At 55.0% G+C, this 22,981-nt stretch carries 17 protein-coding genes, 1 tRNA gene and 1 pseudogene; 12 read left to right on the top strand and 7 right to left on the bottom strand.

Annotated elements, in window-relative coordinates; translation table 11 throughout:
* Nucleotides 1-17: 17 nt before the first annotated feature.
* Both ACRBCU_RS10640 and ACRBCU_RS10635 read right to left on the bottom strand, forming a co-directional pair.
* Nucleotides 18-344 (bottom strand): DUF1992 domain-containing protein, encoded by a 327-nt coding sequence (locus ACRBCU_RS10640; RefSeq protein ID WP_431365433.1) that lies wholly within the window; start codon nt 342-344, stop codon nt 18-20.
* Nucleotides 344-3,263: pseudogene (locus tag ACRBCU_RS10635) on the bottom strand (valine--tRNA ligase). Before ACRBCU_RS10635 ends, ACRBCU_RS10640 begins: the two are co-directional and overlap by 1 nt.
* A gap of 152 nt (nt 3,264-3,415) precedes the next feature.
* Here ACRBCU_RS10635 and ACRBCU_RS10630 point away from each other — a divergent pair.
* Complete coding sequence (locus ACRBCU_RS10630; protein ID WP_431365358.1) at nt 3,416-5,710, top strand: xanthine dehydrogenase family protein molybdopterin-binding subunit; 2,295 nt, start codon at nt 3,416-3,418, stop codon at nt 5,708-5,710.
* A complete protein-coding gene (locus ACRBCU_RS10625) occupies nt 5,700-6,797 on the top strand; it encodes a DUF2235 domain-containing protein (RefSeq protein WP_431365357.1) in 1,098 nt (365 codons plus the stop codon). Before ACRBCU_RS10630 ends, ACRBCU_RS10625 begins: the two co-directional genes overlap by 11 nt.
* On the opposite strand, the gene ACRBCU_RS10620 is transcribed toward ACRBCU_RS10625, so the two are convergent.
* Both ACRBCU_RS10620 and metF read right to left on the bottom strand, forming a co-directional pair.
* Nucleotides 6,794-7,285 carry a PaaI family thioesterase gene (locus ACRBCU_RS10620; protein WP_431365356.1) on the bottom strand — a complete coding sequence of 164 codons (492 nt, stop codon included), beginning with the start codon at nt 7,283-7,285 and terminating at the stop codon, nt 6,794-6,796. The two genes, ACRBCU_RS10625 and ACRBCU_RS10620, sit on opposite strands and share 4 nt — an antisense overlap.
* A gap of 56 nt (nt 7,286-7,341) precedes the next feature.
* The gene (gene metF / locus ACRBCU_RS10615) at nt 7,342-8,208 is read right to left on the bottom strand and encodes a methylenetetrahydrofolate reductase [NAD(P)H] (RefSeq protein ID WP_431365355.1); all 867 of its coding nucleotides are present in this window, start codon (nt 8,206-8,208) and stop codon (nt 7,342-7,344) included.
* A 95-nt stretch (nt 8,209-8,303) separates the two neighbouring features.
* Here metF and ACRBCU_RS10610 point away from each other — a divergent pair, with 95 nt between their 5' ends.
* The 5 genes from ACRBCU_RS10610 (at nt 8,304) to metG (ending at nt 14,450) form a co-directional block, all read left to right on the top strand.
* Complete coding sequence (locus ACRBCU_RS10610) at nt 8,304-9,209, top strand: LysR family transcriptional regulator (protein WP_431365354.1); 906 nt, start codon at nt 8,304-8,306, stop codon at nt 9,207-9,209.
* Nucleotides 9,210-9,280: 71 nt separating this feature from the next.
* Complete coding sequence (locus ACRBCU_RS10605) at nt 9,281-10,066, top strand: inositol monophosphatase family protein (RefSeq protein WP_431365353.1); 786 nt, start codon at nt 9,281-9,283, stop codon at nt 10,064-10,066.
* A gap of 169 nt (nt 10,067-10,235) precedes the next feature.
* Entirely contained in the window at nt 10,236-11,477 is a 1,242-nt protein-coding gene (locus ACRBCU_RS10600; RefSeq protein WP_431365352.1) for an MFS transporter, read from the top strand.
* A gap of 76 nt (nt 11,478-11,553) precedes the next feature.
* A complete protein-coding gene (locus ACRBCU_RS10595; RefSeq protein ID WP_431365351.1) occupies nt 11,554-12,642 on the top strand; it encodes a serine hydrolase domain-containing protein in 1,089 nt (362 codons plus the stop codon).
* 89 nt (nt 12,643-12,731) lie between these two features.
* Nucleotides 12,732-14,450, top strand: coding sequence for a methionine--tRNA ligase (metG, locus tag ACRBCU_RS10590; protein ID WP_431365350.1), 1,719 nt, complete (start codon nt 12,732-12,734; stop codon nt 14,448-14,450).
* Nucleotides 14,451-14,473: 23 nt separating this feature from the next.
* Here the strand turns inward: metG and ACRBCU_RS10585 are convergent.
* The 3 genes from ACRBCU_RS10585 to ACRBCU_RS10575 all read right to left on the bottom strand — a co-directional run bounded on the left by ACRBCU_RS10585 (nt 14,474) and on the right by ACRBCU_RS10575 (nt 15,711).
* Nucleotides 14,474-14,559 (bottom strand) — tRNA-Leu (locus ACRBCU_RS10585).
* Between the two features lie 54 nt (nt 14,560-14,613).
* On the bottom strand, nt 14,614-15,168 hold the full coding sequence (locus ACRBCU_RS10580; RefSeq protein ID WP_431365349.1) for a tetratricopeptide repeat protein: 555 nt from the start codon (nt 15,166-15,168) through the stop codon (nt 14,614-14,616).
* Between the two features lie 69 nt (nt 15,169-15,237).
* Nucleotides 15,238-15,711 (bottom strand): Lrp/AsnC family transcriptional regulator, encoded by a 474-nt coding sequence (locus ACRBCU_RS10575; RefSeq protein WP_431365348.1) that lies wholly within the window; start codon nt 15,709-15,711, stop codon nt 15,238-15,240.
* Between the two features lie 112 nt (nt 15,712-15,823).
* Between ACRBCU_RS10575 and putA the strand changes: the two genes are divergently transcribed.
* From putA to ACRBCU_RS10550, 5 genes are all read left to right on the top strand, one after another.
* Nucleotides 15,824-19,258, top strand: coding sequence for a bifunctional proline dehydrogenase/L-glutamate gamma-semialdehyde dehydrogenase PutA (gene putA, locus ACRBCU_RS10570; RefSeq protein WP_431365347.1), 3,435 nt, complete (start codon nt 15,824-15,826; stop codon nt 19,256-19,258).
* A gap of 41 nt (nt 19,259-19,299) precedes the next feature.
* Nucleotides 19,300-20,043 (top strand): rhomboid family intramembrane serine protease, encoded by a 744-nt coding sequence (locus ACRBCU_RS10565; protein WP_431365346.1) that lies wholly within the window; start codon nt 19,300-19,302, stop codon nt 20,041-20,043.
* Nucleotides 20,044-20,267: 224 nt separating this feature from the next.
* Nucleotides 20,268-21,311, top strand: coding sequence for an aldo/keto reductase (locus ACRBCU_RS10560; protein WP_431365345.1), 1,044 nt, complete (start codon nt 20,268-20,270; stop codon nt 21,309-21,311).
* A 4-nt stretch (nt 21,312-21,315) separates the two neighbouring features.
* Nucleotides 21,316-21,933 (top strand): methylated-DNA--[protein]-cysteine S-methyltransferase, encoded by a 618-nt coding sequence (locus ACRBCU_RS10555; protein WP_431365344.1) that lies wholly within the window; start codon nt 21,316-21,318, stop codon nt 21,931-21,933.
* 96 nt (nt 21,934-22,029) lie between these two features.
* Nucleotides 22,030-22,941, top strand: coding sequence for a 3-keto-5-aminohexanoate cleavage protein (locus ACRBCU_RS10550; RefSeq protein WP_431365343.1), 912 nt, complete (start codon nt 22,030-22,032; stop codon nt 22,939-22,941).
* Nucleotides 22,942-22,981 lie beyond the last annotated feature (40 nt).

Genomic DNA, 22,981 nt, shown 5'->3' with positions numbered 1-22,981 from the left:
GCCGAAGGACGTTTTGATCACCTCAAAAACTTGCGGCGTGCATCCATGCTGATGTTATACCGCATTTCAAGGTCAGCGAGCTCGCGCATCAATGCTTTGCGCTTGGTATCGTCGCTTTCAGAAGTGTAAGCCGCTCGCTTTGCCGCGAGTTGTTTTTTCAACGCTATCTCTTCAGGCAGGACGCCAGCCTCGGCCATAATCTTGAAGCTGCTCTCCATAGCAGGATCAAGCGTTGGGTCGCGATCTGGCAGGGGCTTTCCTTCCCCTGCCAAACCGTCCATTTGACCGTCTTCGCGCGCTTTGGCGATCTGGCGTTCTACCAGATCACGCATCGCTTCATTCATCATCCAAGCTCCGCCAAACGCGCCAAAGCGTCTTTCAGCTTGGCTTCTTCTTCTTCACGAAGTGCAAGGTTCGCTTGAGTTTCCTCAACCACCTCGGGTGGGGCAGACGCCGCAAATTTTGGGTTCTTCAAACGCCCGCGCAAACCGCCAAGCTCTTTGGCCAGCTTGGTGAGTGTCTTTTCCAAACGCGCTTTTTCTTCATCCACGTCGATGATGTCAGCCAATGGCAAGCCAAGCGTTGCACCCTCAAGCGGAACAGTTGCGCAGCCCTTCGGGAAGTCGTCCACATCCGTGAGGCTGTCGATACGGCCAAGGCGCTTGATCAAAGTCTCGTTGTTGTCCCATGCTGTGCGCGCCGCCTCTGACATCTCGGAGGCAACAACAGGCACTTTCAATCCCGCAGGCACATGCATTTGTGCGCGCGTTGAACGCACCGCTTCAATCGCATTGATCGCCCAGTTCATTTCAGCGTCCGCCGCGCTGTCCACAAGGTCAGCCGCTGTATAGGTTGGCCAATCCGCGTGGATCAGCATCTTCTGGCGCTCGGACAATGTGCCCCAAAGTTCCTCGGTCACAAACGGCATGATCGGGTGCAGCAGGATCATACATTGATCCAAGACCCAGCGCATGGTGCTTTGGGTTTCCAGCTTGGCCGCCGCGTCATCATCGCTTTGCAAGAGCGGCTTGGCGAATTCGACGTACCAATCGCAGACTGTGCCCCAAACGAAGGAGTAGAGCGCAGAGGCTGCGTCGTTGAAACGGTATGCTTCAAGCGCTTCATCTACCGCTTCGCGTGCTTTGGCTGTCTCGCCGACGATCCATTTGTTCACAGTGGCTTGCGGGTTTTCAGGGCGCTCAGATGCACCCTCGGTGTAGACGTCATACATCTCCGCAAAGCGGCAAGCGTTCCAGAGCTTGGTGCCGAAATTGCGATAGCCCGCGATGCGCTGTGTGTCGAGCTTCAGCACACCGCCCAAGGACGCCATGGAGGCATTGGTGAAACGCAAAGCGTCCGCGCCGAATTCGTCGATGATTTCGAGCGGGTCCACCACGTTACCCGTGGATTTGGACATCTTCTTGCCCTTGGCATCGCGCACAAGGCCATGCAGGTAAACCGTATCGAACGGGATTTCGTCGACGACAGCAAGCTGCATCATCATCATGCGCGCGACCCAGAAGAACAGGATGTCTTGGCCCGTCACAAGGGTCGAGGTTGGGAAGTATTTCGCGAGTTCATCCGTCTGCTCGGGCCATCCAAGCGTGCCGATGGGCCAGAGGCCAGAGGAGAACCATGTATCGAGCACGTCTGGGTCGCGGCGCAGTTCAACGCCGTCGCCCGCCATTGCCTGCGCTTCAGCTTCAGTTGATGCGCAATATTGGTTGTCTTCGCTGTCGAACCAAACCGGCACCTGATGCCCCCACCAAAGCTGACGGGAAATGCACCAAGGCTCGATGTTTTCCAGCCAGTGGAAATACACCTTCTTGTCGCTCTCGGGCATGATGCGGGTCTTGCCAGAACGCACAGCTTCCAATGCAGGCTCTACAATCTTCGAGGTCTCAACGAACCATTGATCGGTCAGCATCGGCTCGATCACCACTTTGGAGCGATCGCCGAAGGGCTGCATGATCGGTTTGTTCTCGACATATGGAACCGTCTCGACGACCTCGCTCTCGTTGCCGTCCTCATCCTTCACCTTGGTGGTGACGTCATGCATCACGGCGAGGCCCTCGGCAGAGATATCCGCAACAACCTTCTTGCGTGCCTCGAAACGATCCATGCCGCGGTACTCATCAGGCACAAGGTTCATCGCAGCGATCATCGCCTCGTCGAACTCTTGCTCGCCATTGGCAATCGCTTGGGCAATGGCCGCTTCTTCAGCGTAGGGCTTACCGTCGCTGCGCATCGCGGCCTTGGTGTCCATGAGATTATACATCGGAATGCCGCCGCGCTTGGCAACTTGGTAGTCATTGAAATCATGCGCGCCCGTGATCTTAACCGCGCCAGAGCCGAAGTCCTTGATCAGGATAGTCATCCGTGATGATCGGGATCAGGCGGCGGTGCTCTTTCGGGCCAACCGGAATTTCACAGAGCTTGCCAACGATAGGAGCGTAACGCTCATCGCTTGGGTGCACCGCAACAGCGCCATCGCCGAGCATCGTTTCGGGGCGCGTTGTGGCGATAGAGATGTAGTCGCGCTCTTCCTCCAGCGTGACGTTGCCGTCTTCGTCTTTCTCAACGTAGGTATAGGTCGCGCCACCCGCGAGCGGGTATTTGAAGTGCCACATGTGACCCGCAACTTCGATATTCTCGACTTCCAGATCGGAAATCGCCGTTTCAAAATGGGGGTCCCAGTTCACTAGACGCTTGCCGCGGTAGATGAGACCCTTGTTGTACATCTCAACAAAGACCTTAATTACAGCGTCATGGAAGTTGCCGCCAGCCACGTCAGCAGGGGCGCCGGGTGCGCCAGACATGGTGAAGGCTTCGCGATCCCAATCACACGTCGCGCCAAGGCGCTTGAGCTGGTTGACGATGGTGCCGCCGCTTTCTGCTTTCCAATCCCAGACCTTTTCAAGGAACTTCTCACGTCCCAGCTCAACGCGCGAAGGCTGCTGGGTTTCGGCCAGTTTGCGCTCAACCACCATCTGCGTTGCGATGCCAGCGTGATCGGTGCCCGGCTGCCAGAGCGTGTCGAAGCCCTGCATGCGCTTCCAACGGATCAGGATATCCTGAAGCGTGTTGTTAAACGCATGACCCATGTGCAAAACGCCCGTCACATTGGGGGGCGGGATCATGATGCAGAAAGAAGAGGCCTCAGGCTTGGCGTTAGCGCCAGCTTTAAAGCAACCTGCCTTTTCCCATGCCTCATAAAGGCGGGTCTCAGCGGTGCTTGCGTCGAAATTCTTTTCCATAGCCATGGCTCGGGCGTCCTTGCTTCGTATCTGTGCGTCGAATGTGGTGTTGGGCTTCTGATAAACAAAGCGTGGGCAAAGGAAAAGGCAATCTGGACATTGTTGCGGTTACGCTTAGGGTTAACTTTCGGATCAACGCAAATCGCATGGAGCGTAACATGGATAAATTCGGCAAGAGCCAATCGGTGAAACGCACCGAGGATGTAAGGTTTCTGACAGGTGAAGGCCGTTATGTAGACGATATTGCACCCCAGAATGCGCTGCATGGTTTTGTTCTTCGCTCGTCTGTCGCACATGCGGATATTACAACTTTGGATGTGAGCGAAGCACGCGCGGCAGAAGGTGTGCATTTGGTTCTTACTGCACAGGATTTACTGGCCGAGGGCGTCGATATTGCCATGGCCGCCACGACTATGAAAAATCGCGATGGATCAATGGGGGCAAATCCTGTGCGCCCTGTTCTTGCGACAGACAGGGTACGTTTTGTGGGCGAAGCGGTTGCTATGGTGTTTGCTGAAACACTGTCTCAGGCGCGCGATGCTGCCGAACTGATCGACTTTGACTATGAAGATTTGGACACACACATGGATTTATGTGCTGGCGGCCCTGCGATCCATGAGGACGCGCCAGACAATATCGCGCTTGATTGGGAAATGGGTGACGAAGGCGTCGCAGATGCAGCAATGGCAAAGGCGACAAAGCGGTTCAACTTTGAAATCGGTGATAATCGCATCATCGTTAATTCGATGGAGCCACGTGGCTGCTTTGCTGAATGGGAAGATGACCGCGTTCATCTGGCCTTTAACGGGCAAGGGGTTTGGGGGGCAAAAGGGCATCTTGCTGATATGATGCACCTCGACCCCGAGCAGGTGCGCGTTACCAATCCTGATGTGGGCGGCGGATTCGGGATGAAGTCGATGACCTATCCTGAATACATCGTCTGCGCTGTTGCCGCGCGCAAGCTAAAGCGAGCTGTGCGCTGGATGTCAGAGCGGACCGAGGCGATGCTCTCTGATCATGGGGGGCGGGATTTGACCTGCTCGGTCGAGATGGGATTTGACGACAGCAACAAGCTCGTTGGGTACAAAGTGCATTCACGCTTTAACCTTGGTGCGTATAACTCGCAGTTCGGCCAAGCCATTCAGACGATGCTGTTCAGCCGTGTCTTTCCAAGCGTTTATGACATTCAGGAGACTTATCTGCGAGTCGAGGGCATTTATACCAACACGACTCAGGTTGATGCCTATCGTGGTGCGGGCCGCCCCGAAGCGATTTACTTGATCGAGCGCGCAATGGATTACGCGGCTCGCGAAATTGGCGTCGACCCTTGGGAGCTACGGCGACGCAACTTTATTGCGCCCGAAGCCTTCCCCTACAAATCCTCGGCCAATGAAATCTATGATGTGGGGGACTTTCCGCGTGTTCTTTCGCGTCTAGAAACATTTGCAGACCGCGCGGGCTTTGAGGCGCGGCGCAACGCCTCCGAAGCTAAGGGTATGCTGCGCGGCATGGGTCTTTGTTACTATATCGAAAGCATTTTGGGCGATCCTTCGGAAAACGCGAAGGTTGAGTTTAATGAGGACGGCACAGTGAGCATCTATGTCGGCACGCAAAGCAACGGGCAAGGTCACGAAACGGTCTATGCCAAGTTCCTGTCGGATCAAACGGGTATTCCGGCTGATATAATCGACGTCGTGCAAGGTGACAGCGATCGCATAGCCAAGGGCGGCGGCACAGGCGGGTCGCGCTCTGTCACTGTTCAGAATAACGCAACATTGGCGACTGTAGAGGTTATTGTTGCCTCATTTACGCCATTCTTAGCGGCCAAGATGGGCGTTGAGGAGGCAGAAGTCATGTTTGATGACGAAGCATTTCGCAGTGAAGGCTCGAATGAAAGCTACACAATGCTCGAAGCGGCGGCGCTTGCGCGCAGCGAAGGGCGCGAAGATCTTCTTACGCATGAGGCGACCGCAAAATTGCCAGCGCGTTCTTTCCCGAATGGCGGCCATGTTGCAGAGGTTGAGATTGACCCAGAAACAGGTGTCGCGCGCGTTGATCGCTATACCGTCGTTGATGACTTCGGAAATCTTATCAACCCGATGCTGGCCGAGGGCCAAGTCCACGGCGGCGTTGCGCAGGGCCTAGGTCAAGCGCTGATGGAGCAAGTCGTGCATGACGAGGATGGCCAGTTGCTCACGGCAAGTTTTATGGACTATGCAATGCCGCGCGCAGATGATCTTCCTATGATAAAATTCACAACTGAGGCGGTGCCATCCACGGCAAATATCATGGGCATGAAAGGATGCGGCGAAGCAGGGACCGTTGGGTCTATGGCCGCTGTTGCCAACGCGATGCAAGATGCGCTTGCCCCGCGCGGCGTTAAGCGCTCTGACATGCCCTACACGCCACACCGGGTTTGGCAAATGCTGAAAGAGGGGGCGAGTGGGGCTTAGCAAACGCATATCCCTCTGGCTGACGGGCGCGCTGCGGCGTCGCCGTCAAACCCCACGCAGTCAAGCACGTGAGGCGCAAACTCATGTCGTGGTCCTTGATGGCACAATGTCCTCTTTGGACGAAGGATATGAAACAAATGCGGGGCGGGCGTACAAGCTGCTCTGCGAAGCCTCGCCAGATTTGTCGCTTTACTATGAAGCAGGAGTACAATGGCGTGGGTTGCGATCTGCACCTGACGTGATGATGGGGCGCGGGATCAATCGTCAAATTCGCCGTGCCTATGGGTTTTTGGCATCGCGTTACCGCACTGGCGACCGCATTTTTCTGCTTGGCTACTCACGTGGGGCCTTTGTTGCTCGCTCGCTTGCAGGCGTGATTGATCAGGTGGGTTTGCTAAAGCCTGAACATGCAGAAGAACAAAAAATAAGAACAATCTATCGGATTTATGAATGCGGCGATCAGAATAATGAATTGGCGGAATTCGCAAATGAGTGCTGCCACGACGCTGCGCCGATTGAAATGGTCGGCGTTTGGGACACAGTGAAAGCGCTGGGCGTCGGCTTGCCCGTTCTTTGGCGCTGGAGCGCGCCTAATCACGATTTTCATAACCACGACCTAGGGCGCTCGATCAAACACGGATTTCACGCTCTCGCGCGCGACGAAACGCGAAATACCTATGAACCCGTTCTGTGGACCTGTCCCGACGATTGGCAGGGTCGCATCGAACAAGTCTGGTTTCCCGGAACGCATGGCGATGTCGGTGGACAGCTTGGCGGATTTGAAGCCGCGCGTCCGCTCGCAAATATTCCGCTGGTTTGGATGCTTGAGCGGATGGAAAGCTGTGGGCTTGTCTTGCCTGATAATTGGCGTTCGCGCTTTGAGCAAAACCCGCGTGCCGCCTCTGTTGGCACATGGCGCAGTTTTGGCAAACTCTTCCTTTTGCGCAAACGTCGCACAATCGTGAGCGGCACCTGCGAGCGCCTGCATCACTCCGTCTTTTCGCGCGAACAACGCCAGCCGCCAAAGCGCAGCAAAGGCCTTACCAATCGGTTGAAACAACGCCTTTTCGGCATGCGGCGTGCCTAGGTTTTTTGTTTTGGCATCTGCATTATGATGCAGGTTGTCGAGCCTGTTGCATAAAGCTTGCCGTCTTCAACACCTCTTATTTCGCCATGCGCGACCCCTGTTGAGCGGCCCGAGTGATCGGTGATGCCAAAGGTATCGACCTCCATACCAAGGGGGATCGAACGAAGGATGTTTATCTTGTATTCCAAGGTTGTATAGATGCTGCCCTTGGGGACTTTGGTCATCACAGCACAGGCCATCGCACTGTCTAATAGGGTTCCATACCAGCCACCATGAACCGTCCCCATCGGGTTGCAATGATCAAAAAGCGGCGCTCCGCGAAAGGTGATCGTTCCATCTCCGACTGCGTGCAATTTATAATTCAGCGTTTTGCCGATTGGAGGGGCAGGGTGATGCCCATCCAAAATACCTTGCATGAAATCATGCCCTGACAGATCTAGCGCCTGCGCCACGGACAACAAATCTTCCGGGCCTTGTGCATAAAACATAAGTTACCTCCTCTTAACGCGACGTTAAAAGGAGCGCACAGGCGCTGCAATCGCTGTTACGCGACGTTTTGTAAATCCACTTTTGGGGTGACACCGAGGGCATGACAAACGTCGCGCGTCAACTCTGGGCGGTTTAACGTGTAAAAGTGCAGCGCGTCTGCGCCCTCTGCCATCAACTCCGAGCACAGTTCGGCGCAGATCGCAGTTGCAAGAAGATCGCTACGACCATCGCGCTCAGCTTTACTAAATGCGTCCTCCAACCAAGCGGGGACGGGGGTGCCGCAGCGCTGGGCGAAATTGCGTGTTCCCTTCCAGTTTTCAATCGGAAGGATGCCGGGCAAAATAGGCACAGTGATGCCTGCTTTAACGCATTTGTCACGGAAACGAAGGAAGGTTTCGGCTTCGAAGAAAAACTGTGTAATCGCTTCATCGGCCCCTGCATCGATTTTTGCCTTGAGCCAATCGACATCGGCCTGCGTGCTCGCTGCTTCGGGGTGCTTGTCGGGATAGGCACCAACGCGAATCTTGAAATCACCCGTTTCTGCCAGTGCTTTGACCAATTCGACGGAGTTTTCAAATCCCCCAGCGCAAGGTGTGAAGCGGCTTTCACCCTTTGGCGCATCCCCGCGCAATGCGACAATCTCTTTTACACCCGCTTTTGCAAAGCCGCGTGCGATTTCAAGCGTTTCTTCTTTGGTTGCGTTTACACAGGTCAAATGGGCCGCAACATTAAGGCCACTGGACTTGTGTAACGTCGCTACCGCCTCGCGGGTTAGGTCGCGCGTCGTGCCACCAGCGCCGTAAGTGACGGAAACAAAAGTAGGATCAAGAGGTGCGAGCGTTTGAACCGTGTCCCAAAGCCGGAAGGACGCCTGTAGGTTTTGTGGTGGGAAAAATTCGAATGAAACCTTCGGCGCGCTCATGATCTGTTCTTTCTTTATGAATTTCGCTCTTGTTGCACAGAGAGCAATGTGAGACAACTTCATAACTTTCAAAACGATTATGAGGTGCGCTCAGGATGCATATCGAATTTCGCCATCTTCGCACGATCAAAGCGATTCATGAGAATGGCGGATTGGCGAAAGCCGCAGATCAATTGCACATCACCCAAAGCGCCCTGAGTCACCAAATCAAAGGTCTGGAGGATCAAGCGGGCGTTGAATTATTTGTGCGACGCTCCAAACCGATGAAACTGTCTGCGGCAGGATTTCGCTTGCTCAGATTGGCTGAGAAAATTCTACCCGAAATCGAAGCGCTGCAAGATGAGTTTTCTGGGCTACGCAGCGGCAAATCCGGACGGCTGCACATCGCGATAGAATGCCATGCATGTTTTGAGTGGCTTTTTCCCGTGCTGGAAGCCTTCCGTAAACTATGGCCGGATGTAGATGTGGATATTCGCCCTGGCCTTGCATTTGACGCTTTGCCTGCGCTGCAAAAAGAAGAGGTTGATGTCGTCGTCAGCTCTGATCCCGAGAACCTCGCCGGTGTCGAGTTTTCGCATCTGTTTGATTATGCGCCTGTTTTTGTTGCCTCCGCTCAAAATCCACTGGCGCAAAAAGCCTTCATCGAAGCGGCTGATTTTCGCAATCAAACCTTGATCACATATCCGGTGGAACGCTCTCGGCTTGATATATTCAGCCAATTGCTAAGCCCCGCCAAAGTAGAACCCGCCTCTATTCGACAGGTAGAATTGACTGCTGTCATCTTGCTTCTCGTGGCCTCAAATCGCGGTGTTTCTGTTCTGCCGGACTGGGTCGTTCGCGAGGTGAAATATTCTTCGGACTACGTAACAAGACCGCTGACAGAGACGGGTCTTACGCGTCAGCTATTTGCGGCAACGCGAAGCGATGAGGTGAGTAAGCCCTATATGATCGACCTTATTCGCCTCGCTAAAGAAGAGTCGGCAAAGCTGCAAAACGCTTAAGCGCTTGGCAAACGCTGCATCGCTGCCTATACGCGCGCCTGAACACCTCACATTCCAAGGACCGGATCGCTATGCAAGGCAGCGCAAATCTAAACGTGATGATCAAAGCGGCCCGCAAGGCCGGCCGTAGCCTCGCGAAAGACTTTCGCGAAGTTGAAAACTTGCAAGTCTCGCGCAAAGGCGCTGGCGACTTCGTAAGCAAAGCGGATCTCACGGCTGAAAAGATCATCAAAGACGAATTGATGGAAGCGCGCCCAACGTACGGCTGGCTCGCGGAAGAGGGGGGCGAAGAAGAGGGCGCAGACCCGACGCGCCGCTGGATTGTCGATCCCTTGGATGGCACAACAAACTTTTTGCACGGATTGCCACATTGGGCGATTTCAATCGCGTTGGAGCATAAGGGCCAGATCGTTTCTGGGGTGATTTATGATCCTGCAAAAGACGAGATGTTCGTTGCGGAAAAGGGCGAAGGGGCATGGATGAACGATCAACGTCTGCGCGTTTCTTCGCGTCACTCGATGATTGAGAGCATTTTCGCGACAGGCATTCCATTTGGTGGCCGCGCGGATTTGCCGGAAACGATTAAGGACATTGCAAAGATTGCGCCTTCAGTTGCGGGCATTCGCCGTTTTGGCTCTGCCGCGCTTGATATGGCGTACGTAGCTGCGGGTCGTTATGAGGGATATTGGGAGCGCCGCCTGAACGCTTGGGATCTCGCGGCGGGAATTGTCATTATCCGCGAAGCAGGCGGGTTTATCGAGCCTTTGAACCCTGAGGGTGATATTTTGGGTGACGGCGAAGTGATTTGCTCGAACGAGGCGATCTTCTCCACATTTGCGAAAGTTATTCGAAACTGATTGTCGAATTGCTTGCGCAATCCGATCAATGCGAGAGACGCTGTCTCTCGCGCTCTCTGAGATATTTCTAGACCAAAGAACATGGTTTTAGCGCCATGGCGCAAAGGGGCCTATATGGTGTCGATTTTGCGCTAGTTTTCTTTGTGCGATTACATAGCGTAGCCCTATTATGCGGATGCTCATTTCTTTTGCGGCTTTGTTTCTATCTGTAGCATTGCTGCAGCTATCTTCTGGTGGGGTGGGCCCTTTGGATGCGCTTTCGGGCATTGCATTGGGATTTAGTACGGCAGAGATCGGTTTGCTCGGATCTGCGCATTTTGTCGGCTTTTTCATTGGATGCTGGTGGGCCCCGCGTTTGATGGGCTCGGTGGGTCATAGCCGCGCCTTTGCAGCCTTTACCGCATCGGGGGCGATTGGGCTGCTCGCGCATATGTTGGTGATTGACCCTTATGCGTGGGCGTTGATGCGGATTGCTTCGGGGCTTTGCGTTGCCGGGTGTTATACGGTGATCGAGGCTTGGCTGCAGGCAAAAGTGAACAACGCCACGCGCGGGCGCACGATGGGAGTGTATCGCGTCGCCGACATGGGCGCATCTTTTGTTGCACAACTGATGATCGGGGTGTTGGAACCCGCGTCCTACGTTTCTTATAACTTACTCGCGCTCTTGTGCTGCGCCGCGCTACTGCCGTTGACGCTGACCAAGGTAAGCCAACCTCAAACGCCTTCAGCGCCGCGATTGCGCCCGATGCTGGCTTTGTCGCGCTCGCCCTTGGCTGCGGCGGGGGTGATCGTGGCGGCGCTATCGAGCGCGTCTTTTAGGATGGTTGGACCGATTTATGGTCAGGAAGTCGGGCTTCGCACTGACCAAATCGCCTATTTTCTGGCCGCGTTTGTTTTTGGCGGTGCGCTCGCGCAGTATCCAGTGGGCTGGCTTGCGGATAAGTTTGATCGTCGCTGGGTGCTGATCTGGCTCTCTGTCGCGGCGGTCGTAAGCTGCGTTGCGACCACTTTTGTCGGGGAAGGTGGTACGGTGATGATCATGGCGGGCGCAGTGTTCTTTGGCTTAACCACGTTTCCGATCTATTCGGTCGCGGCAGCGCATGCGCACGATTTTGCGTCTGACGATGAGCGCGTCGAGTTGTCAGCGGCGCTCATGTTTTTCTTTGCGCTTGGCGCGATCGCTTCGCCCTTGCTGTCCTCTAATTTGATTACCTGGTACGGACCTTCTGCACTGTTCTTTATGATCGCCTGTGGTCATATCGTGCTGGTCGTTTTCGGCCTTAGCCGTATGCGGGTGCGCGACACGGTCAAGGATCGCACACGCTATGTTTATGCACCACGCACTTCGTTTGTGATCGGCCGCCTTGTGAGCAAGACGCGCAAAAAACAAGAGAGCAAAAGCAAGGAATAGTTCGAAAAATCGCCACATATTCGTCCAAAAGCGCGGCAATACAGTCTAGAGTAAGTGTCATGAAGTGGTCGATGGAATGAATGTAAAGCGTGTCTTTGGGGCAGTGGTCTTGCTATGCGGGGCGAGCGTTCTTGGGTTAACGGTTTTGATGGCGGCAAATCCGCGCCAATCACCAACGTCTGTCTCAAGCGGTGTTGATGCGAATTCTGCGTCCCAACGCGCCGATACCCAAAGCCAAGGTCAAACGCCAGAACGTAAGCTCGCTGAGATCGAAGGGATCTGGCGCGACTGGATGAAGCGCAACGGTGTCGAGAAAAGCGCCATGTCGCTGTCCAAAGGCGGCGACATTCTGAAAAGTGCGGGCGTCGGCCGTGAACCGGACCGCGCCTATCCGCTCGCTTCTTTGTCGAAAGCGATCACGGCCATTTGTCTCAATGAAGTTCTGAGCGCGCACGAATTTGACTGGTCCAGCACGATCGGCGAGCTCGCAGCCGTATTATCACAAGAGAACATCACACCTGCGAAGGAAATGAAGTCGCTCACGCTTGCAGAATTTGCGCGCCATAAGAGTGGATTGCCAAGGATTGTTCATCAACGCAAAACGGCGCTTCGCAAATCCAACCTGCCACCGCAGGGCGCGATGACACGCGCAGCACTAAGCGTGCCCGAAAACTTTGGGAAACGCGGTGATTTTCTGTATTCCAACGCGAATTATGCGGTTCTTGGCTCTGTTGCCGCGGCGCTAACAGGAAAATCTTATGGCGACACATGCAAAGAGGAAGTGCTGGCGCCAATCGGGATCAAGGACGCCGTCGCAGATATGCGAGGGGGCTATGGTGGCTGGTCTATGTCGAGCGATGACTACGCGCGCTTTGCATCGCATTGGTTTGAACTTGAGAAAGTCAACGCGAGACAATTCGCCAAAGGCGGCATGCCGATCCGTGGATCTTACGGATTTGGCAGTGGCATTACAACGCGCGAAAATGGCCGATACTACAGTCATTTTGGGAAATGGACCAACGCGGGTCCGCGCAAACAAAATGTTGGCGCTCTATTCCTTGTCGCGCCCGATGGCATAGCTTTTGTCGCAAGTTGGCAGGGCTCTCGCGACTATGACATCTACCACGATTTAAAGAACAAAGTCATGGCGGCCTTGGCCCAATAGCAGCACAAAGAAAGCGCTGCTATGAACTGCGTGTTTGAACTGCCTTGCAAGGAGCGGTAAGGGTCAGGTCACATCACGGAGAGACGCACATGGCTCGGCATTTAGTTACCTCAGCGATTCCTTATATCAACGGGATCAAGCACCTTGGAAATCTTGTAGGCAGTCAATTGCCAGCGGATCTTTTTGCGCGGTTCCAACGTGCGCGCGGCAATGAGGTGTTGTTTCTATGTGCAACGGATGAGCATGGAACGCCCGCGGAATTGGCCGCAGCCAAAGCGGGCAAACCTGTGGATGAGTACTGCGCAGAAATGTGGGCGGTTCAGGACGAGATCGCCAAGGGGTTCCGTCTGTCCTTCGATCACTTCGGGCGCTCAAGCTCTGAGCAGAACCGCAAGCTCACGCAGCATTTTGCGGGGCGACTGGCGGAGCAGGGCTTGCTTGAGGAAGTCACTGAAAAGCAGGTCTATTCCGTGGCTGATGGCCGCTTCCTGCCGGATCGCTATATCGAGGGCACTTGCCCGAACTGCGGCTTTGAAAGCGCGCGCGGCGATCAGTGTGACAACTGCACCAAACAGCTTGATCCCGTGGATCTGATTGATGCGCATTCTACCATTTCGGGCTCGACCGATCTGGAAATGCGCGAAACCAAGCATCTCTATCTGCGCCAGAGCCAGATGAAAGATCAGCTCAATGACTGGATCGATACCAAGAAAGATTGGCCGATCCTGACCACGTCCATTGCTAAGAAATGGCTGAACGATGGCGACGGGTTGCAAGATCGCGGCATTACGCGCGATCTGAGCTGGGGCGTGCCTGTGAAAAATGGCGAGGCCGATTGGCCCGGAATGGAAGGCAAAGTCTTTTACGTTTGGTTCGATGCGCCGATCGAATATATCGCCTGCGCCAATGAATGGACCGATGCGAACGGGCTTTCGGATGCTGATTGGCAGCGCTGGTGGCGCACGGACAAAGGCGCGGATGATGTACGTTATACGCAGTTCATGGGTAAAGATAACGTGCCTTTCCATACGCTTAGCTTCCCTGTCACGATCCTTGGATCGGGCGAGCCGTGGAAGCTTGTCGATTACATCAAGGGCTTTAACTACCTCAATTACGATGGCGGTCAGTTCTCTACTTCGCGCGGGCGCGGGGTGTTCATGGATCAAGCGCTCTCGATCCTGCCGAGCGATTACTGGCGCTGGTGGCTCTTGAGCCATGCGCCTGAAAGCAGCGATTCTGAATTCACGTGGGAGAATTTCCAAGCCTCCGTGAATAAAGACCTCGCTGACGTTCTCGGTAACTTCGTGAGCCGCGTGACCAAGTTCTGCCGCTCCAAATTCGGCGAAACTGTTCCGACGGGCGGCGCATGGGGCGCGGCGGAAGAGGCGTTGATCGCTGAGCTCACCACCCGCATCCGCGCCTATGAGACCCATATGGACGCGATGGAAGTGCGTAAATCCGCATCTGAGCTGCGCGCGATCTGGGCGGCTGGCAATGAATATCTTCAGGCGGCAGCCCCTTGGACCACGTTCAAGACTGACCCAGAACAGGCGGCGGCGCAAATCCGCATGGCGCTCAATCTGATCCGTCTCTATGCGGTTCTTTCGTCGCCCTTCATCCCAGACGCAAGCGCTGCGCTCATGAGCGCGATGCAGAGCGAGGATGACACATGGCCAGATGACGTGAACGCCGCGCTAACTGCTTTGCCAGTTGGTCATGCCTTCACCGTGCCTGAGGTGACATTCCGCAAGATCACAGATGATGAGCGCGCCGAATGGCAAGAGCGCTTTGCAGGAACACGCGATTAAGCGCTGAATTTGAGAGAAAACACTGGTACCCGCGGCCGGACTCGAACCGGCACGGCCGTTAAGCCTAGAGATTTTAAGTCTCCTATGTCTACCATTCCATCACGCGGGCCAGTGCTGCGCAAAATAGGCAGATCGCGCGGGGTGTAAAGGCCTGAAAGTGCAGCTATAGATCTGTTTTTGGGGTCGGGGCTTGCTCGGTTAGAAATTGCCGCTCTTTCAGCCAAGGATTTAGCGCCAAAGCTTCGCGCAGTACGACCTGAGCTTCCTCGTTTCGCTGAAGGCCAATCAAGGTTAACGCTTTGCCGGCGATTGCGGCGATGTGGTTGGGTGAGAGTTCGATGGTGCGTTCTAAATCTGCTAAGGCGGGTTCGTACTCTTTGCGAATAAAGCGCACAAAGGCGCGCTGATTGTAGCCCTCCGCGTAATCCGGGCAGTATTCGATCAACTGCTCAAACGCCTTCATTGCACCATCCAGATCATATCCAGCGCGGCGCGCCAAACCATCATCAAGCATGCGCTGCGCGGTTTCATTTGGCGCATTGTCCCAAAGGTCCCACATATCGTTCGAAATGAGCTGCGCAGAGACTTGATCAGGTGCCGATTGCACGGCCTCGATCAAAGCGGACAGACGTTCGGAATGATCGGGCGAGGCGGGACACTGCGCATATCCAATTGAGGACGCGCAGCTTAGGAAAAAGGAAAGGGCGATGTTTTTCATGCCTCAATGGTGGCCCATCTCGCGCTTCTGTCAAGCCTGCGCGTGGGCGCTCGCAGAGTTGTGAAGCGCCTAGAACATGCCTGTGCTCTCTTCTTTGATCGCTTGCATCGCAACATTGGTGGAGGTGTGCGCGATATAGGGAAGGCTTGAAATCTTGTCGGCCAAGACCCTTCGGTATCCACTCATATCGCTGGTGCGCACTTTCAATAAGTAGTCAAAATTGCCAGCAATAAGATGGGCCTGTTCGATTTCTGGGATATCTCGAACCGCTTTGTTAAAGGCAGCCAACGCGCTTTCGCGGGTGTCGGACAGGCGCACTTCGACAAAGGCAACCAGCTCGCGCCCCAATTGGATCGGGTCGAGCATCGCGCGATAGCCCTTAATGATCTCGCTTTGCTCTAGTCGCTTCAAACGCGCCTGTGTCGGCGATTTCGACAAGCCAATTCGCGCGGCGAGGTCTGTTACGCTGATGCGCCCGTCGCCCGCGATGACGGTTAGAATCTTACGATCAAAGTCGTCGAGGTCGGAAAAGTTCACTTGCATCGTTGTGGCCCCATATTTCAGTATTTTTGACTGTCATTCCCTCAATGTAGAGAAAAAGCACTGATTAAAGCAAGGTAATCAGGGCGAAACACCTGTGAATAAGGATGCCCGCATGACCTTGAACGCCCTGCATTACCCATCAATTGACGCGCATATGTATCAAGATCAATCTGCGTGTCTGGCGTCACTTATCGAGCATGCTGATTTGAGCCGTGCCGAGCGAATTTCAATTTCTTCGCAAGCAGCTGAGCTGATCACGCAAATTCGAGCTAGTGAAAATCCTGGCCTGATGGAAGCCTTTTTAGCCGAATATGGCCTGTCCACAGACGAAGGTATCGCCTTGATGTGCTTGGCTGAAGCACTCTTGCGCGTCCCTGATGCGGACACAATAGATGCACTGATCGAAGACAAAATCGCACCGTCCGATTGGGGGCGGCACTTGGGGCAGTCCTCGTCCTCGCTGGTGAATGCGTCAACTTGGGCGCTTATGTTGACGGGGCGCGTGCTTGATGACGATGGACAAGGCCCTGTTGGAACGCTTCGCGGCGTTATCAAGCGTTTGGGTGAGCCGGTCATTCGCACGGCAGTTGCGCAAGCGATGAAAGAGATGGGACGTCAGTTTGTTCTTGGTGAAACCATACAAAACGCAATGAGCCGCGGCGCAAAGATGGAGGAAAAGGGCTTCACCTATTCCTATGACATGCTGGGCGAGGCGGCGAAAACAGACAGGGACGCACGCCGCTTTCATCTCTCGTATAGCCGCGCGATTTCGGCAATCGCGACGGCCTGCACGTCGGATGATATTCGCGAAAACCCCGGAATTTCAGTCAAGCTATCAGCTTTGCATCCCCGTTATGAAGTGGCGCAGCGCACGCGGGTAATGCGCGAGCTTGTTCCAAGGCTGCGCTCTCTTGCGATACTGGCGAAATCGGCAGGGATGGGGCTCAACATCGATGCCGAAGAGGCGGATCGCTTGACGCTCTCACTTGATGTGATCGAAGCGGTGCTCGGGGATGACGCGCTTGCGGGCTGGGAGGGGTTTGGCGTTGTTGTGCAAGCCTATGCGCCGCGTGCGCGCCATGTGATTGAGGCGCTTCATGCTTTGGCAAGCCGTTTGGACCGCAAGATTATGGTGCGATTGGTGAAAGGTGCTTATTGGGACAGCGAAATAAAACGCGCTCAAATTGAAGGTTTGGAGAGTTTTCCTGTTTTTACCTCCAAGGCTGTAACCGATGTATCCTACATAGCCTGCGCGCGGATGTTGCTTGGCATGACAGATCGCATCTATCCGCAGTTTGCGACCCATAATGCCCATACGGTCAGCGCGATTTTGCATATGGCGGATGACAAATCTGTTTTTGAATTCCAGCGGTTGCACGGAATGGGCGAGGCAATGCACTCGATCGTTATGGCTGGGCAGAAAACGCGTTGCCGCATCTATGCTCCTGTTGGCGCGCATCGTGACCTGCTGGCCTATCTCGTGCGCCGATTGCTTGAAAACGGGGCGAATAGCTCCTTTGTGAACCAGATCGTCGACGAAGATGTTTCGCCTCAGATTATCGCGAGCGACCCGTTTCAAGCGGCGCAAGACGCAGCAAGCTGGGTTGCGACGGGACCAGAGTTATTCGCGCCGGAGCGTGTGAACTCTATCGGCTTCGATCTTAGCCATAGGCAAGACTTAGAGCGAATAGAGCAGGCGCGCGCGCCGTTTGCAGCGCATGTTTGGAGTGCGCAATCGGTGATTAGCGCGCAATCAAGTGGAGGAGAGACGCAGAAAAAACTCAATCCAAATACGTCCGATGAAATCGTCTCGGAAATAACGCTCGCAAGCGCTGAGCAGATAGAAGCAGCGCTCGAGGGGGCCAAGATCTGGAATGCGCCTGCGCAGGAGCGGCGGGATGTGCTTTTGCGCGCGGCAGATCTGTACGAGGCAAACTACGGAGAGATTTTCGCGCTGTTGGCGCGCGAGGCAGGGAAAACCATGCTGGATTGCGTGGGCGAACTTCGCGAAGCAGTCGATTTTTTGCGCTTTTACGCGCTTCAAGCAAGTAATGCCGCCCCTGTCGGCACGTTCACCTGCATTTCACCCTGGAATTTTCCTCTGGCCATTTTCTCCGGGCAAATCAGTGCAGCCCTTGCGGCGGGGAATGCGGTTTTGGCAAAGCCGGCGCCGCAAACCCCCAGTATCGCCTATTTCGCGGTTGGCCTGCTGCACCAAGCGGGGGTGCCAAAGTCAGCACTTCAATTGCTGCTTGGCGCAGGAGATGTTGGCGGGGCCTTAACATCCGATCCACGGGTTCATGGTGTCGCCTTCACAGGCTCGACGCAAACCGCGCAGGTGATCCGTCGCAGCATGGCAGCGCACCTTGCGCCGGGCGCGCCGTTCCTTGCGGAAACAGGCGGGCTGAATGCGATGATTGTGGATAGTACGGCGTTGTTGGAGCAGGCTGTCACTGCAATCATCGAAAGCGCGTTTCAATCCGCAGGCCAACGCTGCTCGGCGCTGCGGTGTCTTTATGTTCAAGCAGACATTGCAGATGACCTGCAACAGATGTTGATCGGTGCAATGAAAGAACTAAAGCAGGGCGCACCTTGGGAGTTGTCGAGCGATGTTGGACCGTTGATTGACGCGCAAGCGCAAGGCGCAATTGCAAGCTACGTTGACGGCGCGCGCGCGCAGGGGCGCGTGCTGTTTAAATTGGCCAATCGCAAACAGGGGTTTTTCGTAGCGCCAGCTTTGATCGAGGTTTCTGGAATTGGCGATCTCACCCATGAAGTCTTTGGACCAGTCTTGCATATTGCGCGCTTTGAGGGCCGCGATTTGGATCAGGTGATCGACGATATCAATGCCACGGGATATGGGCTGACCTTTGGTTTGCAAACACGCATAGATGATCGCGTGCAGCATGTGTCCGAGCGCATTCAGGCGGGCAATATCTATGTGAACCGCAACCAAATAGGCGCGATTGTCGGCTCTCAACCCTTTGGCGGCGGGGGGCTTTCTGGCACTGGTCCAAAAGCGGGTGGCGCGCTTTATATCTCTCGGTTTCAAAAGCGGACTGCTGAGGGTGCGAGTGAAAATTTCGATGCAGAAATGAGCGCAGAGCAACTACAGGCCGCAGTGACAGATGCTGTTTCAACAGTGCATCCGGAAAAGGAAATCCTGCCGGGGCCAACGGGGGAGCTTAATCAAATCACCCGCACTTCGCGCGCGGCCTTCATCTGTGCCGGTCCGGGGGAGAAGGCTGCTCAGGCGCAGTTTGACGCCGTGCGCGCATTGGGCGGCGTTGCAGTGCAAGCCACTGGCAGCATATCGGGCAGTGCGCTCTCGGCTATAGAGGGGATTGCGGGGGCACTGTTCTGGGGCGAGAGTGGGCAGGCGCGCGCGCTTGATCTGGCGCTGGCTGCGCGGAGCGGCGCGATCCTGCCTTTGATCACAGGCCAGCCAAACCAAGGCTACGTGCTAGACGAAACGCACCTGTGCGTCGATACAACGGCGGCTGGCGGAAACGCAGCGCTTCTCGCGCAAAGCGCGCCAAAGGCCTAAGCGCTCTTGACCTTTGGGCGGGCAAACGACAGCCTGCCCGAATGTTTCCTATTCGCGACCACAACCCGTCGGGGCGCACGCCCTATGTCACCTACGCTCTGATAGCGATCAATGTGATCATCTTTGCGTCCTTCAATATCCCGCTAGGGGAAAGCCGCGCATTGAATGTGTTCTTTACTGAGTGGGGCATGATCCCCGCGTTCATTAGCGATGGGGAGCGGCTTTATTCTTTGGTGACTTCCCAATTTTTGCACGGAGGCGTGATGCACATCGGCGGCAACATGCTGTTTTTATGGATATTCGGCGATAATCTAGAAGATGAAATGGGCCATGTTGGCTTCTTGGTGTTCTACCTTGTCAGCGGCGTATTTGCGGCGCTGGCCCAATGGATTGTTGAACCTGCGTCTCTCATCCCGACAATCGGGGCCTCTGGCGCAATCGCTGGAGTGATGGGGGGGTATTTGTTGCTTTTCCCAAAGGCAAAGGTCGATATTCTGTTAATCCTAATTATCTTTTTCCGTGTTTTCCCGGTTCCGGCGTGGCTCATGTTGGGGCTTTGGTTCCTGTTGCAGGTCGGAAACGGCGTTGCGAGCGATCCCGATCTGGGCGGCGTGGCCTATTGGGCGCATGCGGGTGGATTTGTCGTCGGATTGCTTCTTGCGACCCCAACGTTTTTCAAGCTGGGCGGCATTCGGTTCTGGCAGGAAACCCATGGGCATCCACCGCATCCCGAAGCAAGCTATAAACTAACACAAAGCCGAATCCCTAAAGTGCGACGCAAATAGTCGAAGCAGGCGAGCCCAGAATCGCTTGTTTGACTCGTGCCCTTGCCGCATACCTAGGTGGTAACAGACAACCTCATTCCAAGGAGACCTCGATGACCCGTTTGAAGATCTTTTTCATGATGACCCTGACGACCCTCTACCTCGCAGCCTGCGACTCGCAGCTGGAAGAATCCTTCGAAGGTATCTTCTGATCCTATCCCCACTTTTTTATCGGACGCACCGCCATGAAAATGAACCCGCTCGGACGGACAGGTATTACAGTGCCAGAGCTTTGCCTCGGCACCATGACCTTTGGCACCCAAACGCCTGAAGCCGAAGCGCATGAGCAAATTGACATGGCGCTTGAGGCGGGGGTGAATTTTCTGGATTCTGCGGAAATGTATCCAGTCAACCCGATTAGCGCCGAAACACAGGGCGATAGCGAGCGGATCATTGGAACATGGCTTGCCAAAGGCGGGCCGCGCGACAAGGTGATCATCGCCAGCAAACATTCTGGCGACGGTTGGGATCATATCCGTGATGGCGCGGGAATCTCCGCGAAAAGCATTCCTGAGGTGATCGACGGCAATTTGCGGCGCTTGCAAACGGATTACATGGATCTATATCAGTTCCATTGGCCCAATCGTGGCTCCTACATGTTCCGCAAAAACTGGGAGTATGACCCCTCAACGCAAAACCGCGCTGAAACCCTTGATCACATGATCGAGTGCCTTGAAGCGTTACAGGCAGCGGTGGACGCGGGAAAAATTCGCGCCTTCGGGCTGAGCAACGAAAGCGCGTGGGGCACGTCTGAATGGCTACGATTGTCGGAAGCAGGTCACGGCCCGCGCGTGGCCTCGATCCAAAACGAATATTCGCTGTTGTGCCGTCTCTATGACACCGATTTGGCCGAGCTAAGCGTGAATGAAGATGTTGGCCTGCTGGCCTTTTCGCCATTGGCTACGGGGCTCCTGACTGGAAAGTACCAAAATGGTGCCGTGCCAGAAGGCTCCCGCCGCGCACTAAAGGACGACTTGGGTGGGCGCGTAACAGATCGCGTTTTCCCTGCGGTTGAGGCCTATATGCAAGTTGCGCGAGACTTCGATCTTGATCCCGTTCATATGGCGCTGGCATGGTGCAGAACACGTCCGTTCATGGCCTCTGCAATCTTTGGCGCGACCCGTACGGCGCAGCTAAAACATGCGCTCGGTTCCTTGGATGTGACCCTGTCACAAGAAACGCTCACCGCCTTGAACAACGTCCACCGGCAGCACCCGATGGTGTATTGATTCGATGCAGTTGGGCTTTGATCTTGGTGCTGAACCGCTTCCCAAGGTGGAACCTACCTTTGCAAGTGCTCAAGCTTTCGGCGAGACCCTTTCGCAATGGCTAGGGCCGCAAAAGGGCAGTGCAAAACTGTTTGCACACCCGGTCGAAACACCAATCGGGACGATGGTCGCGGTGTGCGATGCGACGCATTTGCACCTGCTTGAGTTTGCGGATCGCAAAGAATTGCCCTCTGAGATGCGCAAACTAAGCGCGGCAAGCGGCAGCATCGCGCCGGGGCAGAGCAAGATCACACGCGCTTTGGATGAACAACTCAGCGCTTATTTCGACGGATCGCTCACGCAGTTTGATATCCCGATGCAATTGTATGGCACCCCATTTACCCAAGACGTTTGGCGCGCATTGCAAAACCTCCCTTTCGGTAAGACCACAAGCTATGGTGAGCTTTCGGAAACCCTTGGAAACCCAAGTGCGACTCGCGCTGTCGCGCGCGCTAACGGGGCCAATCAGATCGCCATATTGATCCCATGCCATCGCGTCATCGGCGCTGATGGCAGTCTAACTGGCTACGCAGGTGGTCTCTGGCGCAAACGTGCCTTGCTCGAGCTGGAAAGCCGCGCATAAGAACGGTCTAGATAGGCCTGAATTGGTCGCTTTTGCGCTTACGTTTCTGTTATTTCCACGGCAACGTGTCCAAAATTCCAAAGCGAGTCTGTTCTTATGCCCCTTACAATGAACCGCGAAGTTTTCATCACATGTGCAGTCACTGGCTCTGGGGGAACCCAAGACCGTAGCCCCCATGTGCCGCGCTCTCCCAAAGAGATCGCCGATAGTGCGATTGCTGCTGCTAAAGCGGGCGCTGCGGTTGCGCATTGCCATGTGCGCGATCCTGAAAGCGGTGCGCCATCGAGAGACCTGAGCTATTATCGCGAAGTGACGGATCGCATCCGCGACGCCGAGGTGGATGTCGTTTTGAACCTCACCGCAGGCATGGGCGGCGATATCGTGTTCGGAAGCTCTGAAAGCCCGTTTCCGACAGCTGCTGGAACCGATATGGTCGGCGCAACAGAGCGCGTGGCGCATATCGCGGAATGCTTGCCAGAAATCTGCACGCTTGATTGCGGTACGATGAATTTCGCCGAAGCCGACTACGTTATGACCAACACCCCGGGCATGCTCACTGCGATGGGCGGGATGATGACCAAGCTCGGTGTAAAGCCCGAGATTGAAGCCTTTGATACGGGTCACCTCTGGTATGCCAAACAGCTTGTCGCGGACGGCGTTCTTGAGAGCCCGGCTCTTGTGCAGCTTTGCATGGGCGTGCCTTGGGGTGCGCCTGATGATCTTAACACGCTGATGGCGATGGTTAACAATGTGCCTGACGATTGGACGTTTAGCGCCTTTGGATTGGGGCGAAACCAGATGGCTCTGGCAGCTGCATCCGTACTTGCGGGGGGCAATGTCCGCGTTGGGCTTGAAGATAACCTCTGGCTCGACAAGGGTGTTCTGGCGACAAATGAGCAACTTGTTGATCGGGCTGTGACGATTATTGAGAACATGGGCGCGCGCGTGATCGGACCGCAAGACGTTCGCGACAAGCTTGGCTTAACTAAGCGCGCACCATCATCATAAAACTAAATTAAAGCAATGTGCTAAAGCATATTCTTAAGAA

Source organism: Planktotalea sp. (genome assembly GCF_050633725.1).
Taxonomy (GTDB): Bacteria; Pseudomonadota; Alphaproteobacteria; order Rhodobacterales; family Rhodobacteraceae; genus Planktotalea.
This window is presented reverse-complemented; position numbering and strand designations above follow the sequence as displayed.